Source organism: Mucilaginibacter rubeus (assembly GCF_003286415.2).
Classification (GTDB): Bacteria; Bacteroidota; Bacteroidia; order Sphingobacteriales; family Sphingobacteriaceae; genus Mucilaginibacter; species Mucilaginibacter rubeus_A.
Map to the genome: position 1 here is coordinate 4,283,020 of NZ_CP043450.1, position 16,062 is coordinate 4,299,081.

Genomic DNA, 16,062 nt, shown 5'->3' on the forward strand with positions numbered 1-16,062 from the left:
GCGCCTACGGCGCATTTGTAAAAATTAATATCTTTTTCCGTCTGCTTCTACAATTAGAATTCCCCATAGGGAATACCTGTTTGTAGCAAAATAATCAAAGTTTTTTTTGCCTCGTAGAGGCTGCCCTCCACAGTTTAATATATATAAGCGACTTGGTAGCGCCTAACTCCAGATTTCAACTATTGTGATTCTACAAATAGGTAGCGCCTACGGCGCATCGGTAAAAATCAATAACTTTTTCCGTTTGCTTCTACAATTAGAATTCCTCGTAGGGGGTAGCTGTTTGTAGAAAAACAAGCAAACGTTTTTTTGCCTCGTTGAGGCTATCCTCCACAGTTTAATATGCATAGCGCCTAACTGCGCATCTCAGCTATTTTAACCCCATTTTACAAATAAGTAACCTCTAACGGCGCGTCGGTAAAAATTAATAGCTTTTTCCGTCTGCTTCTACAATTACAATTCCCCGTAGGGGATACCTGTTTGTAGAAAAATAAACAAACATCTTTTTGCCTCGTAGAGGCTACCCTCCACAGTTTAATATGCATAAGCAACCGGGTGGCACCTAATGGCGCATTTCAATTGTTTAACGTGGTTCTATAATTAGGTAGCGCCTACAGTGCATCGGTAAAAATTATATAGATAGAAGCCGACGGGTATTTCAAATCATAAAAAATACCTATTTTCAAGTCCCCTTTACGGGGCGATTTAAAAGGTTAATATGAGTACAATAAACTGGGGTATTATAGGCTGTGGCAATGTAACCGAAAAAAAAAGCGGACCGGCATTTAAAAAAGTAGAAGACAGTAACCTTGTGGCCGTTATGCGGCGCGATGCTGAAAAAGCAGCCGATTATGCGGCACGCCACGGTGTTGGCAAATGGTACAACGATGCCGACGCATTGCTAAATGATCCGGAACTGAACGCAGTCTATATCGCTACGCCTCCTGCGTCGCACCTCAGCTATGCAATTGATGCGCTTAAAAAAGGCTTTAATGTTTACGTAGAAAAACCGGTAACCCGCAACTCGGCCGAAGCAAAGGCTATGGCGGTGGCCGTAAATGAAAGCAGTTCAAAGCTTACCGTTGCGCACTATCGCCGGGCCCTGCCAATGTTTTTAAAAGTTAAGGAACTGATAGATACACAGCTTGTAGGCGATATCCGTACTGCACAGATCAGGATGTGGCAAAGCCGTAAACCCAGCCCGGTTGCCGACGTGGAAACCAACTGGCGTGTACTGCCCGAACTATCAGGCGGTGGCTATTTTCATGACCTTGCCCCTCATCAGCTCGACCTCATGTTATATTTTTTCGGCGAGCCTGAAATGTATCATGGTTTTTCGCTTAACCAATCAAATTCAACACCTGCCGACGATCATGTATGCGGGCAGATCCTGTTTAAAAACAAGGTGGTGGTTAATGGGTCATGGTGCTTTAATGTAGCCGAAAGTGAAACTACCGATACCTGCGAGATAGTTGGTACCAAAGGAAAAATAACCTTCCCGTTTTTTGGCAACTACATCAACTGGAAAACCGACACTGAAGAAGAAACCATAACATTTACCCATCCGGAGCATATCCAACAACCGTTTATCACAAAAATAGTAGCTTACTTTAAAGGCGAAGGACCTAACCCCTGCCCTATTGAAGAAGCTGTAACGCTGATGGATATCATCGACGCGTTTACTTTAAAGAAATAAATGAAAAACCTAACCTTATCGTATCCGCCCATGCCAGCAGGGGCGGATAAAAATGTAGTTAAGCCCTCGAAGGCTTTTAAAAACCGTGTATATCTTGCGGTGGGCGCTATTCTGTTATTTATAGTTTGCTACCTGCTTCTATTTTTAGGTTCGCTTGGAATAGCTATCGCATTCGGATATATAGGTGTAGCTATAATGATGGCCCATCCAGCGTTTATAACACTGGCTGGGGGGCTCGCGCTGATATTATCAGGGCTTATGCTGGTCTATTTTGTGATCAAGTTTATCTTTAAACGCACGCGTATCGATAATTCGGACATGATCGAAATAACAGCAGATCAGCACCCCGCATTGTTTGATTTTATTTCCAAAATCACTACCGAAGCACAGGCTCCAAAACCCAAACGGATCTACCTCTCGGCCGATGTAAACGCAGGTGTATTTTACAGTTCAAGTTTCTGGAGTATGTTTCTGCCGGTAAAAAAAAACCTGAAGATAGGTTTGGGCCTGATAAACTCTATAAACCTTTCGGAATTTAAAGCCGTGATGGCACACGAATTTGGCCACTTTTCTCAGCGAAGCATGAAAGTTGGCAGTTATGTGTACAACTTCAATAAAGTGATTTACGATATGCTATATGATACCGATGACTATAGCAAACTTATAAGCGGATTTGCGCGGGTACACGGAGTATTTAGCCTGGCGGCTTCTCTTAATATCAAGCTTATACAAGGCATGCAGTACGTTCTCCGTAAGGTATACATCGTAGTGAATAAGGCTCACCTCGCATTATCCCGCGAAATGGAGTTTCAAGCCGACGCTGTTGCCGCGTATGTAAGCGGATCAAACCATATTATTAGCTCTCTGAAACGTATCGATATCGGACAGGCTTGTTACGATAACCTTATTAATTACTCGCGCACCAACCTCAAACAAAATAAACGGGCAGATAATCTTTATCCTCAGCACCTCGAAATGATCAAACATTTTGCAGGCTACCACAAGATAGCGATTGATGACACTTCGCTACCCATCATATCAAATGGCTGGAATTTTCCGGGGAGCAGTGAAATTGTTATTAAAAATCAATGGTCTTCACACCCCACCAACGAAGAACGCGAATTGAATGTTAATCACATAAACCTTATAACCCAGCCCGTAACTGAGTCGGCCTGGGCGCTTTTTGAAGACCCGTTGAAAGTACAAATGCAGCTTACCAATCATCTGTATGAAATTGTTAATACAGATAAAAATGCCGAAACAGTGACGCTGGAAGCTTTCAAACAGGATTTTTATGGTAAGATCAGCGAAAACTCTTTTGACCCAAGATACAATAACTACTTTGACGACAGGCTCATCACCACTTTTAATATCGATGAAACAATAGCGAACCACGCGCTTATCCAGCGAGATATCACTTTCGAAGAATTACTGAATGCTGAAAACAGCAGCCTGCCAACAAGGGCAAAGCGTATGCAGGGAGATATCGATATATTTGATCAGCTTAATACAGCCGACCATATCAAAACTTTTGATTTTCGCGGTTCCAAGTACCACCCAGATGATGTTTATAATCTTCAGGCATCACTTAAAGAAGAAAATGAGGCCGTACAAAAGCGCGTAGAAGAGCTTGACAAACAACTCTTCCTGTTCTTTTATACGCGGTCAGCAGGCGCTGAACGTGAAGCGCTTATTTCACAATATAATAGTCTGTTTAAGTACCAGCAGGAAGCCATTACAGATTATGATATGTACAATAACATCATGCGCGCCCTGGCCCCTGTTTATAATAAAATGACCGTTGATCAAATTCATGACACCCTTGCGGAGGTTTATAAACAGGAACGGCATGTTAAAAACCGCATAAACGAAATCATTGCCGACCAAACGACCCGCGAATACTTTAACGACGAACAAATCAAAACTTTAGAGGGATATCTCGCAGCCAAACATACGTACTATCTTGAACCAAGATACGATAACAAAGCTTTACAAAACTTTAACGAGGCCATGGATGCTTACGTTTCTGGTATTGCTAAACGCAATTTTGAAATCAAGAAAAGTCTGCTTAATTTTCAGCTTACACTAATTAGTTAAACTTACCCTAATCACAATGAAAAAGATCATTATCCTGCTTGTAGCAATAGCAGCCTTTGCCTTTACAGCAAAAGCCCAGACATTCCACGTTCCTGAAAATTATACCTTGAAAGAAAAGGCAGACTACGCCAAATACGAAGAAGATGTAATAAAAGGTATTGATTGGCTTCAGGATACGCCTTGGGCACTTGAAGAACAAAAGCGCATGGAAACCAACGCTTTCCTGATGAAATGGATACAGGGCAGCCCCTCAGTAAACATCGAAATTAACAACAGCGTTGCAAAAATGACCGAAAAGAATCCGCAGTTGATCATGACCTTTATGGGCGGCTTTACCAAATATGCTTTGCAAAACAAAAGTGCCTTTGATAAAAACAAGGCAAACCAGGCAGGTGTAAAATCAGTTATTGATAAATATGTTCTTGAAACAGATCATAAAAACAACAGCCTCCTTAACAAGCTAACCAAAATTGACAAAGAAGGTAAGCTGGCCGATTGGATGGCTTCTGATTTTAATAAAACGAAATAGCGAGGTTCAGGCTCATTGAAAAACTTGTAAACATTTTCAATGAGCCTATATCCCGTTATCAACTTTTCTTTTTAGGCACCCTGGCCCCCTCTTTCCTGGCCTCGGAAAGCCCTATCGCTATAGCTTGTTTTTTGCTGGTTACTTTTTTTCCGCTACCGCTTTTCAGCTTGCCCTCCTTCATTTCGTGCATGGTTTTCTCAACCTTCTCCCCTGCTTTTTCTGAATACTTTGCCATAGTCTTAATTTTTAAGTAAATGATATTATCACGATGCAAAATAATTGCCAAAATTTAAATTAGTAGCAGTGGCAGGTGTTAGTGGCGGTTTATTCATCCTGCTACAATAGTAAAACTGCTACTTTAAACTGCAACTGCTACTAAGTCTGCCGGTATCCATAAATCAAATGTTTTCGTTTTTCATCCGGCCTGTTCCTAATTATTACTTATCTTCAAAACATCTGAAATAATTGCGTGTTAAGCCATCATAAATACCCCAACATTTGCCCATATGCCAACAAAAAAACTCTTAGCTCCATTTTACGAACGTCTTGCTTTAGTACTTATCGGCTTCATCGCCCTGGGCTACCTGGTTATTGTGGGTAAAGACCTGCTCGATCCCATGATCTTTGGTTTCATATTCGCGATACTCCTACTTCCTGTATGCGAGTTTTTGGAAAAAAAACTGAGGCTTCCCCGCAGCATGGCATCATTGGTTTCAATCCTGCTATTGGTTGGAGTAATCGCGGGAATCCTATACCTTGTTGGCTCACAGATTTCTAATATGGCCAATGACTGGCCAATGCTTCAAAAACAGGTAAAACAATCCATACAGGACCTCCAGGAATGGATCCAGCATGCTTTTCACGTTAACGCCGCCAAACAAATGGCCTACGTGGATGACACAGCTAAAAAACTGATGGAATCGGGTACCGATGTATTGGGTACCACCTTCGGGGCAATTTCATCGCTGATGTTATTTTACGTGTTCATCCTGATCTTCACTTTTTTCATATTGCTATACAGGCGCTTGCTCATTCGTTTTATAGTATGGGTTTTCAGGGATGAAAATGAGCACGTGGTAATGGACATTGTTGAAAATATTCAAAGCATTCTAAGGCAGTATATTTTAGGCCTGTTATTGGAGATGGTAATAGTTGCCGGCGTGGCCATAACCGTTTTCTGGATGATAGGTATAAAATACGCGGCATTATTGGGCATCATTGTAGGGCTTTTCAATATCATCCCTTATATAGGCATCTTTACGGCCCTATTGCTAAGTACGGTAATTACTTTTGCTACTGGCAGTCTCAGCAATACTATAACAGTTGCGGTAAGTGTTATTGGTATTCATGCAGTAGACGCTAACTTTTTGCTGCCTACTATTGTTGGTTCAAAAGTAAGGCTCAACGCGCTGATCTCCTTTATTGGCATCATTTTGGGCGAAATGATCTGGGGACTTTCGGGCATGTTCTTGTCTATCCCCGTTATTGCCATATTCAAAATTATATTTGACCGGATAGAAACCCTCAAACCATGGGGATATTTGTTAGGTGGTGATTATGAGTACAAAAAATCGGCGGCAAAGGCCATGAAAACAGAATAAAAATTCCTAAAAGGGGTAACCAAGAGTTATAAACTTTCGTTTAAATAAACTAAACTTCTAAGTTTGCAAAACTATTGATACCCCTATAATAATGGAAATTGTAAGAGACACCCCGCGGGTTGTTTACAAGTGTAAAAAGTGTAACGAACCCCTACAAAACAGACAGAAACGCGGCCTATTATTAAAAACAACGCTATTTTGGCTTCCTATCCGCAAGTTTTTTTGCGAACGCTGTCTTAAAACGCGGTACGTGATGTAAGCTGTTTATAAAAACAGGTAGCATTTTACTTTGTTTATTTAGGCATATCCTTAATTTAGTAGCGTAGCACATTAAAGCTAAACTACCTAAAAATGAATTTCAAGCGTAAATTACTGCCGCTTTTATATATTTTACTATTCCCTGCAATTGTATCAGCACAAACATCAAAAGGCACGGCTTTTAAGCTTGTTCCTTTAGGTGTATTGGGCGGTATCGATGAAAGTAACCTGTCGGCATATATGCTTGCACCTGCGGGTAGCAATAATTATATCTGCCTTGATGCCGGTACATTGCATTACGGCCTTGAAAAGGCAGTAGCCAATAAAAGTTTTAATGTACCTGCAAGTACTGTAATGAGGCAGTACATTAAAGGGTATTTTATATCCCATTCGCACCTTGACCATATTGCCGGGCTTATCATCAACTCACCCGAGGATAGTACCAAAAACATCTATGCGCTAAACGACTGCATTGAGACTATAAAAACCCACTACTTTACCTGGAAAAGCTGGGCCAACTTTGCTGATCAGGGCGAAACTCCCGCCCTCAAAAAATACCACTATAAAGTATTAGAGCCTGGCGCAGAAACCGCCATCGAAAATACCGAACTTAAGGTAAAGGCATTCCCACTTAGCCATTCCAATTTAACAAGTACCGCCTTTTTAGTAAACAGTAATGATAATTACTTGCTTTACCTGGGCGATACGGGTCCGGATGAAATAGAAAAAAGCAGTAATATGCAAAACCTGTGGCAGGCCATCGCCCCATTGGTAAAAAGCAAAAAACTGAAAGCCATATTAATTGAGGTATCGTTCCCCAATGAGCAGCCTGATAAAACACTCTTCGGTCACCTTACCCCAAAATGGCTAATGACCGAGATGGACGAACTGGCCTCATTTACCGGTACGGATGCCATTAAAGGCTTAAATGTTGTGGTAACGCATTTAAAACCACCAGTTACCAGCATCGGTAAAATTAAAGTCCAGCTAAAGGACGCCAATAAATTACAGCTAAACCTGATATATCCGCAACAAGGCAAAGCACTTAATTTTTAAACCTGAAATATCTGCACTATGAAAATACTTAGACCCGTTTTTTTATTTCTGCTGATGATAGGCAGCTCCAGCTTGTTTGCGCAGCAAGGCAAAGTACTTGAAGAGCAAAATATAAAAAGCAAAATTTTAAAGCGCAGCGTCAACTACGCAGTGTACCTTCCCCCCGATTACGAATCGGCTAACCGCACTTACCCGGTGGTTTACCTATTGCACGGTTATACAGACGACCATACCGGCTGGCTACAATTTGGTGAGGTTAACCGCTATGCGGATAAGGCCATTGCCGATGGTACTATCCCCCCAATGATCATCGTAATGCCAAATGCCGATTCGAGCTGGTATATCAACTCGTACGATGGTAAAGAGAAATATGAGGACTTCTTTATTAAAGAGTTTATGCCTCATGTTGAAAAGATCTTTCGCGTTAAAGCCGAAAAAAAATACCGCGGCGTAGCTGGTCTTTCGATGGGCGGCTATGGTACGTTGATCTATACACTTAAACATCCCGACCTGTTCGCGGCAGGAGCGGCTTTAAGTGCCGCTGTATTTCCCGATGATCAACTGATCAGCACTCCAGACGATACCTATGATAAAATATTCGCCCAGCTTTATGGCCGGGGCTTAAAAGGGAAAGACCGGGTTAACAATGCCTGGTTAAGCAATTCAGTTTTAAACATGGTACAAACCAAAACTACCGATGAACTAAAAACTGTAAGGTACTGGATAGATTGCGGCGACGACGATTTCCTGAGCAAAGGCAATTGTTTGTTGCATATCGCTCTTACTGAAAAAAATGTACCGCATGAATTCCGGGTGCGCGACGGAGCCCACACCTGGACTTACTGGCGTACCGGTATCATCAATGCGCTGGCATTTATTGGAGATAGCTTCAGACAGAAATAATTAGGTAGATGTGCAGATTTCAGATGTGCAGATATGCAATTGAATATTTCAAATCTGCAATTGGCCATTTAATTGATTTTACAAGAATATGAGTACTATAAAAAGGATTTTGCTGCTTTGCTTACTATTTATTTCGGTAAATGCATTTGCGCAAACTACCGGCAAAGTGATTGAGGAACAATACGTAAAAAGCGATATTTTAAATCACAACGTAAAATACGCGGTTTACTTGCCTGCCGATTATGAAACATCTAACCGCACCTATCCGGTGGTATACCTGTTGCATGGCTACGGTGATGATCATACCGGCTGGCTTCAGTTTGGAGAAGTTAACCGCTATGCTGATAAAGCCATTGCCGATGGTACTATCCCTCCAATGATCATTGTTATGCCCGATGCAGGAACAAGTTGGTACATCAATGCCTATAATGGCAAACAGAGTTACGAAGATTTCTTTTTTAAAGAGTTTATACCGGCTATCGAAAATGAGTTCCGGATCAAAGGCACCAAACAATATCGCGGTGTAGCCGGTCTTTCTATGGGTGGTTTCGGCACTTTGGAGTACAGCATAAAACATCCCGACATGTTCTCTGCAGCAGCAGCTCTAAGCGCGGCCGTACGCACCGATGAAGATTTTATGGCCGTGACCGACGAGCGCTGGAAAGAAGCATACAGTAAAGTATTTGGCCCCGAGCTTAAAGGGAAAGAACGCCTTAATGCTACCTGGCAGGCTAACTCTATATTAGGGCTGGTGCAAATCAAAACGACCGATGAACTGAAAAGCGTTAGGTACTGGATAGATTGCGGTGATGACGATGCCCTGAGCAAAGGAAATAGCCTGCTGCATATAGCCCTAACAGAAAAGAAAGTACCCCATGAGTTCCGCATCCGTGATGGTGCCCACAACTGGACTTACTGGCGCACCGGTATTACCGACGCGTTGGCATTTATTGGGGATAGTTTTAGACAGAAGTAAGAGAAACCCTTGACCAACCATGTCATTGCGAGCGCAGCGTGGCAACCGCACGCAAACGTAGTCGCTCTCTACAGTATGCGATTGCCGCGTCGCCCCCAAAAGGCACTACCCGCAAGGCTCCTCGCAATGACATATTTTTTATATCAATCGCTCAAAATATCCTCACACTTCCCCTTCAAAGCTTTCAATCGCTTATCCAGCCCGCTTAACCCGGCATCATCTCCAATGTTTTTATAAAGTGTTTTTATAAGGGCAAGCGTATTATCATCAGCATCGCAAGCCTGGGCTTTTTCTAATTGTGGCAGTGCTTTCTTAGCGGCTTTAATATATTCAGCATCGGCAGATGGACTATTTAGCGGCTTATCCGCATCAGGGAAGTTTTTGAGATAGAGATATCCTAAAGCGCGATGAGCCACATAGTAATCTGGCTCCGCAGCAATAACGCGTTCATATAAAGGTATGGCGTTTACGCTTTGATCATCATCTTCATAAAGCCTGGCCAGTGAATTGAAAAAATTGATTTTTACTTTGGCAGAAAGCTTAGCCGTATCCTGCATGATCTGCCGGGATAAATCCATCGCCTTATCCTGTTCACCCTGCAAGCGCGCCAGGTTAAAGTCGAGATATTTATTGTAGGCTTCTTCGGCAGTTTGAGCGTATACTGACGTAACACTCACTAATAAAATTATGGCTACCACTATTTTTCTGAACATGATTGCGGGCTTGGTTTTAGCTATAACGCCGAAAAAAGTGGTTTAATATGAAGCCACCGGTCTATAAAACTTTGAACATCTTTACCAAAGGTAATATCACACCGTCGGGCATCGGCTGATCAATATTTTCTATGGCTTTATAACCCATGGCTTCATAAAGGGGTACACCAGGCAATGTAGCACCCAATTGCAGGCTTTTAAAGCCATTGTTCTGCGCGGCTGTTTCACAAACCTTCATGATATGACTTCCTATCCCCCTCCGGGCGTAATCAGGATGAACAAAAAATGCCCTGATCCTTGCAGCATCATGTTCGGGGTCAAGCAGCGGGTCTTCAATTTCCTTGTGTTGATCGCCGCCATAAAGGGTGTTGCGTTTACTCCAGCCGCCGCAGCCAACAGTAATACCATCTATTTCGGCAACGTAATAAGTACCATCAATAACCAGCTGCGTATCTACTCCAAAAATGTATTTAATAGCACTTTCAATTTGTTGCTGGCTATAATAATTAATGCTTAATCCACGAACCGAAAGGGCGATCAGTTCCTGCAGTTCGGGTATATCTTTATAGGTTGCTAAACGGGTAATAATTGCAGACATGCCGGTAAATGTAATACTTTAGCCAATAGTTAAACATTCGGCATTAAAGATTTACCTCATTCTGAAAATTCAATAATCCTGTAAATTCTGATTTAGACAGTTTTTTCTGCCCAAACCTCACCGTAAAATCATTTTATCCGGGCTATTAATATTTTACAAAAACCGTACATGCACACTGCTTGTTAGTCAGCATATTTGTAAAAAAACAAAAAGTATGTCTACACTTTTTTCTCCTCTGAAAATAAAGAACATCGAACTTAAGAACCGCGTCGTAGTATCACCTATGTGCGAATATTCAAGCCAGGACGGCTTTGCTAACGACTGGCACCTGGTACACCTTGGCAGTTTTGCTACCGGAGGTGCGGCAATGATCATTACCGAAGCCATTGCTGTATCGCCCGAAGGCCGTATTACCTATGCCGATCTGGGGCTATATAAAGACGAACACATCGAAAAGCTAAAACAGATCACCGATTTCATAAAAGCTCAGGGTGCTGTTCCTGGTACGCAGTTAGCTCATGCCGGTCGCAAGGCCAGTCATCAAAGGCCCTGGGATGGCGGTAAACAAATACCATCTGATCAGCCCAATGGTTGGCAAAGTGTTTCGGCAAGTGCCGTTTCTTTTACAGAAAGTGAAGAAGCTCCAATAGCGTTGGATAAGGCAGGTATTGAAAAAGTGAAAGCTGATTTTAAAGCCGCAGCTGTAAGGGCAATAGCCGCAGGTTTCCAGGTAATTGAACTGCATGGCGCCCATGGTTACCTGATCAACCAGTTTCTTTCGCCATTCAGCAATCAGCGTACCGACGAATATGGCGGCAGTTTTGAAAACCGGATCCGCTTACTGTTGGAGATCATCGAAGATATCAAGCAGGTATGGCCCGAAGAAAACCTGCTTTTTGTTCGCATTTCGGCAACTGAATGGGTTGAGGGCGGCTGGACTGCCGACGATTCGGTAGCATTGGCCAAAATTTTAAAAGATAAAGGCGTTGACCTTGTAGACTGCTCAACAGGCGGTAACATACCAAATGTTAAAATTCCATTAATACCAGGTTATCAAGTTGAATTTGCTGAGAAAGTTAAAAAAGAAAGCGGTATACTTACAGGTACCGTAGGTTTGATCACCAAATCGGACCAGGCCAATGAAATTATAAAAAATGAACGTGCCGATCTGGTGTTTTTTGCAAGAGAAATGCTCCGTGATCCGCATTTTGCCCTACGCGCGGCACACGAGCTTGGCGAAGAAATAAAATGGCCGGTACAATATGAGCGGGCCAAATGGCACTAATTGGTTAATGGCTAATAGTTCATGGTTCATAGCAATACCTGAAACTATTACCCCAAAAACCAAACCATGAACTATGAACCATAAACTATGAACTAATATAAAACCACACACTATGAAACGTACAGCAAACGCACATTGGAACGGTACATTACAGGCTGGTCAGGGAGAAATCACTACCCAAAGCACTGTATTAAACAAAACCCAGTATTCATTTAAAACCCGCTTTGCCGATGGCATTGGCACCAACCCTGAAGAGTTATTGGCTGCTGCTCATGCAGGCTGTTTCACCATGGCTGTTGGCGCTGCTTTAACACAGGCAGGCTTCACTCCCAACGACCTAACTACTGATGCTATCCTTGATCTGGATATGCAGGCTTTAGAAGTAACAGGCATCCTTTTGCAATTAAAAGGAGCGGCAATTGACGGTGTGTCTGAAGAGCAGTTCAAAGAAATTGCAGAAGGCGCTAAAGCTAATTGCATTATTTCAAAAGCATTGAGCGTACCAATTACCTTAGAAGTTACTTACGCTTAATTTAATTTAATTTAATAGAGCAATAAAAAGGGGATTGTGCGGTGCGCAATCCCCTTTTTATTACTTCTACATCAAGATCTTGCGTTTGTCCTGCCTTAACGCCTGCCTACTATAAAACCGATAACATATAAGCAGTAATACCTTGCGCCGTTAGGCGCTACCTGTTTGTAGCCCACCATTCGAAAAATACTTTGCGCCGTAGGTGCAACCCAATATTCACCAAATTCGCCAGGGTAGCCCCTACGAGGCAAAAGGTTATTATTTGATTTTTGCTACAAACAGGTATCCCCTACGGGGAATTTGAAACCATAAAATACGTATTATAGTTTTTAACATAACAAAGCCGCCGGTTTCGCTCCCGGCGGCTTTTCAGCACATTATTTAATTAGGGGTAAAATAAGCGATATTTATAGCATGAATACCAGCAACATGGTAATATGTACCAAAACGCTGAATGCAAACAAGCCAAGTAAGCTGCGGATGCCTAAACCACCCATGCCGGCTATAATGTTGCCAAAGAATAACACAAGTGTAACAGCCAGTATAGCTATCGGAGCATTATAGTAATAAAGCAAAAAAGCAGGTATAGGTAAAAAAAGAACACCCTGTGAAACAAGAGAAAACATAAACCAGATGGTTTTATTAGGGGCTTGGCTATCGGCAAAGGCTATTAATTTAGTCCAGATATTGTTATTGGCTTTAACGTTAGCGGTATTGGTATTTGCAGCGGTCCATTCAGGAGCATTTATTTTTAAAGTTGCCATGATTGTTATCTTTTATTGATACAAAGATGGCCTGAACGACTCAGCTGTGCCATGACGATAGCGCGTTCAAAAAGTGATCGTAATCACTTTTAGCACAAGTCACGTTCCGCAGAAAAAAAATGTCATTGCGAGGCACGAAGCAATCGCATGCTATACAGGGCAGTCGTACTTCTTTGCAATGCAATAATCCTTGTTTATTTACAAGGCAAAAGCTCTTACCTGGCTGTATTCAGAAATGCAAGGATCTTCTTAGTCTCGTTTGGATAAATAGCGATGCGATGGGTACGCACCAGGTAAGGTGATGAACTTTTACCGGAAGTATCATTAACGGCAATAGTATTTGAGGGTTTAAGCGGCATATGGCAGTCAATACAATTATTTTGCATCATCGCGCTTAATTTGGGCGCAACCTTGCACAGGTTATGATTGGCTTCGGTATGGCAGCTCATACACTTTTTAGAGTACAGGGCAAGATTACCGCCATTATTCACATGCGTATTATGACAGGTACTGCAATCCATATTGCTCATTAAATAACACTTGCTGGCGGTCAATAGCCCGTTCTGGTTACCATGCACATCAAGCGAAGCCGCGTTGGTTTGTATATTTAAATAATCGGGCTCCTTGAATCGGGCCAGGGTATCTCCCATTTTAAATTTAAAGATTGATAGCTGGAACGCCTGTTTGCTGCTTGAGTGACACACCCCGCAGGCATCCATTTTTTGAGCGCGGGTAAGCGACGCAAAACGGATTATATATTTAGCGGTCTTTTCTTCGGGATAAGCCTCATGATAATTCACGTGGTTGGCAGCCGGGCCGTGGCATCGTTCACAGTCAATACCATAAATGATGGATGCCGGTTCAAACTCGATCTTGCGGTTTTGCAGATCTATATTTTGTTGAGATGCCTGCCTGATAAATGATGCGTGGCACTCAAAACATCTTTGCAAAATTGGCCGGTTAAAATCCGGTTTAGCGCCGTCATAACCCGGACTATTTGCCCAGCCATGTACCGTATTAAAATAAGATACCGGCAATTCAAACAACTGCTTATCCTGCCAGTACATATAGGTTTGCGCCTTGGTTACCCCAAAAGTGATATCCATTTTATGGGCAACAGTTTCTTTATTGTTGGTGTAGCTTACCTGGTAAAGTTCGCCGTTGCGCTTTTCCATTTTAACAACAGTACCATCAGCATATTGCAGCGTGTTTTTATGCGGATCGAAACTCCCGTGTACAATTTCGGCAGATGTTGGCCGTGAAGAAAGATAATGTGCTGTATGCAGGTAACTATCATAAACATCCTTATGGCATTTCTGGCAACTTGCCGATCCCGCGAAGATCTCAGCTCTTGGATCCTCCGGTTTGTCACTAAAGCACTGTACCAGTAAGAAACTTAAAGGAATCAGTAACAACAAAGCCAAAAAGAATGTGCGCTGCTTAAGCATAATAGTACGTGTAAAAATTGATGAGGCAATGTGATACCCCTCCATATAAAGATAAAAAGACTGCCATGTAACATGACAGCCTTTTTATTAATTAAACAGGTTTAATTAATAACCCGGGTTTTGTTTAAGCTTTGTACCGTTAAGCGTTTCGTTTAACGGGATAGGCAATATCTCGTTCACGCCTGCTTTAAAGTTTTTAAATGCGAGTACACTTGGCGCCTGTCCCCAGCGTACCAAGTCAAACCAGCGGTGGCCTTCAGTAGCCAGCTCAAGCCTTCTTTCATCATAGATGTTTTGAAGTGTAGCGGGTTTTGAAGCTAAGCCAACACGGGCACGTACAGCATCAAGCAAAGTTTGCGCACGACCCTGATCGCCACCACCATTCAGTTCAGCTTCAGCTTCCATCAGGTAGGTATCAGCCAAACGGATCTCAATATAGTCGTTAGGCCAGTTCAAATCGGTGGTACCGGTTGTAACTTTGTTAGCTAACACAGGCGCATACTTCTGAATAAAGTAACCGGTATTCTGATAACTTGGTGAATAGCTTGTTTTAGTAGCTTTTGTTAAACTATCGATATTAACAACCGTGTAGCCATAACGTGGGTCGCCTTTTAAAGCTGTAGCCAGCTGCGTTGTAACCGGGTTAAAACCATAACCACCACTGTAATATACCGGGCCTGTATAGCTACGCGGACCAATCATTTGTGTATAAATGTTTGATTTAAACTGGTTCCAGTTGCTCCAGGTATAGCTTTGTGAACCTGAGTGAACCAATTCAAATATCGACTCGCTGTTGAACTTGTTTGTCGGGCTGAAAATAGCACCGTAATTAGTTAACAGTTTATAGCCATAATTAGTATTCACATCTTTCAGCATGGTAGCTGCATCGGCCCATTTCTTTTCGTACAGATAAACTTTACCCAATAAAGCTTTAGCCGCCCCCTGTGTTACACGGCCACCATCACTTGTAGGTACGGTAGCAGGTAAACCCGGGATAGCCGCTTTCAAATCGTTTTCAATTTGAGTATAAACAGCTTCAGGAGTAGCTTGTACCTGGTCATATACGTTAGTCAGGTTTAATGAATTTAGGATCAACGGCACGTTTTTAAACAACCTAACCAGGTCAAAATAATAGTGTGCGCGTAAAAACTGGCCTTCGGCAGTGTAACGTTTTAATAAATCGGCGCTCAGGCCCGGTACCTTAGGTAAGTTTTCCAACAATACGTCGGTACGGTTAACACCCTGAAAGTTGATAGCCCAAAACTGGTTTTGCGGTCCTTGCGCCGGTGTAAGCGTATAGTTGTTGATCACCTGCCAAGGAGTAACGTCTGATGCACTACCACCACCTGCAAAGCAATCATCAGAAGCTGAGTTTAATGCACCAAGCGGATCTGAATAGGTATTATCGATACCACCTGTTTCGGTAACCAAAGGGTCATAAGCAGCAATTACTGCTGCAAAAGCCTCATCGGGGTTTGCGTAATAGTTTGATTCTAAGAACTGCCCTTTAGGCTGCAGTTCAAGGAATGATTTTTTGCATGATACCATGGCACCCATTCCCATCAACGCCAGCCCTGTATATATAATATGTTTCGATTTCATGATA

General features: G+C 42.4%; 15 protein-coding genes. 9 read left to right on the forward strand and 6 right to left on the reverse strand.

Annotated elements, in window-relative coordinates; genetic code table 11:
• The first annotated feature begins 718 nt into the window (after positions 1–718).
• From DEO27_RS16765 to DEO27_RS16775, 3 genes are read left to right on the forward strand one after another with little or no spacing between them, the layout of a single operon-like run.
• Positions 719–1,696, forward strand: coding sequence for a Gfo/Idh/MocA family protein (locus DEO27_RS16765; protein ID WP_112567830.1), 978 nt, complete (start codon positions 719–721; stop codon positions 1,694–1,696).
• A complete protein-coding gene (locus tag DEO27_RS16770) occupies positions 1,697–3,793 on the forward strand; it encodes a M48 family metallopeptidase (protein ID WP_112567828.1) in 2,097 nt (698 codons plus the stop codon). It begins immediately after the preceding gene.
• A 16-nt stretch (positions 3,794–3,809) separates the two neighbouring features.
• The gene (locus DEO27_RS16775; RefSeq protein ID WP_112567826.1) at positions 3,810–4,322 is read left to right on the forward strand and encodes a hypothetical protein; all 513 of its coding nucleotides are present in this window, start codon (positions 3,810–3,812) and stop codon (positions 4,320–4,322) included.
• Between the two features lie 58 nt (positions 4,323–4,380).
• On the opposite strand, the gene DEO27_RS31490 is transcribed toward DEO27_RS16775, so the two are convergent.
• On the reverse strand, positions 4,381–4,557 hold the full coding sequence (locus DEO27_RS31490) for a DUF6496 domain-containing protein (protein ID WP_190295111.1): 177 nt from the start codon (positions 4,555–4,557) through the stop codon (positions 4,381–4,383).
• Positions 4,558–4,828: 271 nt separating this feature from the next.
• Between DEO27_RS31490 and DEO27_RS16780 the strand changes: the two genes are divergently transcribed.
• The 4 genes from DEO27_RS16780 (at position 4,829) to DEO27_RS16795 (ending at position 9,116) form a co-directional block, all read left to right on the forward strand.
• Entirely contained in the window at positions 4,829–5,923 is a 1,095-nt protein-coding gene (locus tag DEO27_RS16780) for an AI-2E family transporter (RefSeq protein WP_112567824.1), read from the forward strand.
• Between the two features lie 351 nt (positions 5,924–6,274).
• Positions 6,275–7,237, forward strand: a complete 963-nt coding sequence (locus DEO27_RS16785) for an MBL fold metallo-hydrolase (RefSeq protein ID WP_112567822.1) — start codon at positions 6,275–6,277, stop codon at positions 7,235–7,237.
• 18 nt (positions 7,238–7,255) lie between these two features.
• The gene (locus tag DEO27_RS16790) at positions 7,256–8,140 is read left to right on the forward strand and encodes an alpha/beta hydrolase (protein ID WP_112567820.1); all 885 of its coding nucleotides are present in this window, start codon (positions 7,256–7,258) and stop codon (positions 8,138–8,140) included.
• A gap of 88 nt (positions 8,141–8,228) precedes the next feature.
• Complete coding sequence (locus DEO27_RS16795) at positions 8,229–9,116, forward strand: alpha/beta hydrolase (protein ID WP_112567818.1); 888 nt, start codon at positions 8,229–8,231, stop codon at positions 9,114–9,116.
• Between the two features lie 143 nt (positions 9,117–9,259).
• Here the strand turns inward: DEO27_RS16795 and DEO27_RS16800 are convergent, their stop codons facing one another.
• Complete coding sequence (locus tag DEO27_RS16800; RefSeq protein ID WP_112567816.1) at positions 9,260–9,829, reverse strand: hypothetical protein; 570 nt, start codon at positions 9,827–9,829, stop codon at positions 9,260–9,262.
• Positions 9,830–9,890: 61 nt separating this feature from the next.
• On the reverse strand, positions 9,891–10,427 hold the full coding sequence (locus tag DEO27_RS16805) for a GNAT family N-acetyltransferase (protein ID WP_112567814.1): 537 nt from the start codon (positions 10,425–10,427) through the stop codon (positions 9,891–9,893).
• 214 nt (positions 10,428–10,641) lie between these two features.
• On the opposite strand from DEO27_RS16805, the gene DEO27_RS16810 reads away from it, so the two are divergent.
• Together DEO27_RS16810 and DEO27_RS16815 are read left to right on the forward strand one after the other, a co-directional pair.
• Complete coding sequence (locus tag DEO27_RS16810) at positions 10,642–11,712, forward strand: NADH:flavin oxidoreductase/NADH oxidase (protein ID WP_112567812.1); 1,071 nt, start codon at positions 10,642–10,644, stop codon at positions 11,710–11,712.
• 112 nt (positions 11,713–11,824) lie between these two features.
• Positions 11,825–12,244 carry an OsmC family peroxiredoxin gene (locus tag DEO27_RS16815; protein ID WP_112567810.1) on the forward strand — a complete coding sequence of 140 codons (420 nt, stop codon included), beginning with the start codon at positions 11,825–11,827 and terminating at the stop codon, positions 12,242–12,244.
• A gap of 407 nt (positions 12,245–12,651) precedes the next feature.
• Here the strand turns inward: DEO27_RS16815 and DEO27_RS16820 are convergent, their stop codons facing one another.
• The 3 genes from DEO27_RS16820 to DEO27_RS16830 all read right to left on the reverse strand — a co-directional run bounded on the left by DEO27_RS16820 (position 12,652) and on the right by DEO27_RS16830 (position 16,058).
• A complete protein-coding gene (locus DEO27_RS16820) occupies positions 12,652–13,008 on the reverse strand; it encodes a hypothetical protein (RefSeq protein WP_112567808.1) in 357 nt (118 codons plus the stop codon).
• Positions 13,009–13,223: 215 nt separating this feature from the next.
• On the reverse strand, positions 13,224–14,456 hold the full coding sequence (locus tag DEO27_RS16825; protein WP_190295112.1) for a cytochrome c3 family protein: 1,233 nt from the start codon (positions 14,454–14,456) through the stop codon (positions 13,224–13,226).
• Positions 14,457–14,561: 105 nt separating this feature from the next.
• On the reverse strand, positions 14,562–16,058 hold the full coding sequence (locus DEO27_RS16830; protein ID WP_112567804.1) for a RagB/SusD family nutrient uptake outer membrane protein: 1,497 nt from the start codon (positions 16,056–16,058) through the stop codon (positions 14,562–14,564).
• Positions 16,059–16,062: the final 4 nt, after the last annotated feature.

Bases quoted from the DNA above. Each gene is read 5' to 3' on its own strand.
- DEO27_RS16815 (WP_112567810.1), top strand. From the start codon at position 11,825: ATGAAACGTACAGCAAACGCACATTGGAACGGTACATTACAGGCTGGT.
- DEO27_RS16775 (WP_112567826.1), top strand. From the start codon at position 3,810: ATGAAAAAGATCATTATCCTGCTTGTAGCAATAGCAGCCTTTGCCTTT.
- DEO27_RS31490 (WP_190295111.1), bottom strand. From the start codon at position 4,557: ATGGCAAAGTATTCAGAAAAAGCAGGGGAGAAGGTTGAGAAAACCATG.
- DEO27_RS16810 (WP_112567812.1), top strand. From the start codon at position 10,642: ATGTCTACACTTTTTTCTCCTCTGAAAATAAAGAACATCGAACTTAAG.
- DEO27_RS16800 (WP_112567816.1), bottom strand. From the start codon at position 9,829: ATGTTCAGAAAAATAGTGGTAGCCATAATTTTATTAGTGAGTGTTACG.
- DEO27_RS16770 (WP_112567828.1), top strand. From the start codon at position 1,697: ATGAAAAACCTAACCTTATCGTATCCGCCCATGCCAGCAGGGGCGGAT.
- DEO27_RS16795 (WP_112567818.1), top strand. From the start codon at position 8,229: ATGAGTACTATAAAAAGGATTTTGCTGCTTTGCTTACTATTTATTTCG.
- DEO27_RS16820 (WP_112567808.1), bottom strand. From the start codon at position 13,008: ATGGCAACTTTAAAAATAAATGCTCCTGAATGGACCGCTGCAAATACC.
- DEO27_RS16790 (WP_112567820.1), top strand. From the start codon at position 7,256: ATGAAAATACTTAGACCCGTTTTTTTATTTCTGCTGATGATAGGCAGC.
- DEO27_RS16825 (WP_190295112.1), bottom strand. From the start codon at position 14,456: ATGCTTAAGCAGCGCACATTCTTTTTGGCTTTGTTGTTACTGATTCCT.
- DEO27_RS16785 (WP_112567822.1), top strand. From the start codon at position 6,275: ATGAATTTCAAGCGTAAATTACTGCCGCTTTTATATATTTTACTATTC.
- DEO27_RS16830 (WP_112567804.1), bottom strand. From the start codon at position 16,058: ATGAAATCGAAACATATTATATATACAGGGCTGGCGTTGATGGGAATG.
- DEO27_RS16805 (WP_112567814.1), bottom strand. From the start codon at position 10,427: ATGTCTGCAATTATTACCCGTTTAGCAACCTATAAAGATATACCCGAA.
- DEO27_RS16765 (WP_112567830.1), top strand. From the start codon at position 719: ATGAGTACAATAAACTGGGGTATTATAGGCTGTGGCAATGTAACCGAA.
- DEO27_RS16780 (WP_112567824.1), top strand. From the start codon at position 4,829: ATGCCAACAAAAAAACTCTTAGCTCCATTTTACGAACGTCTTGCTTTA.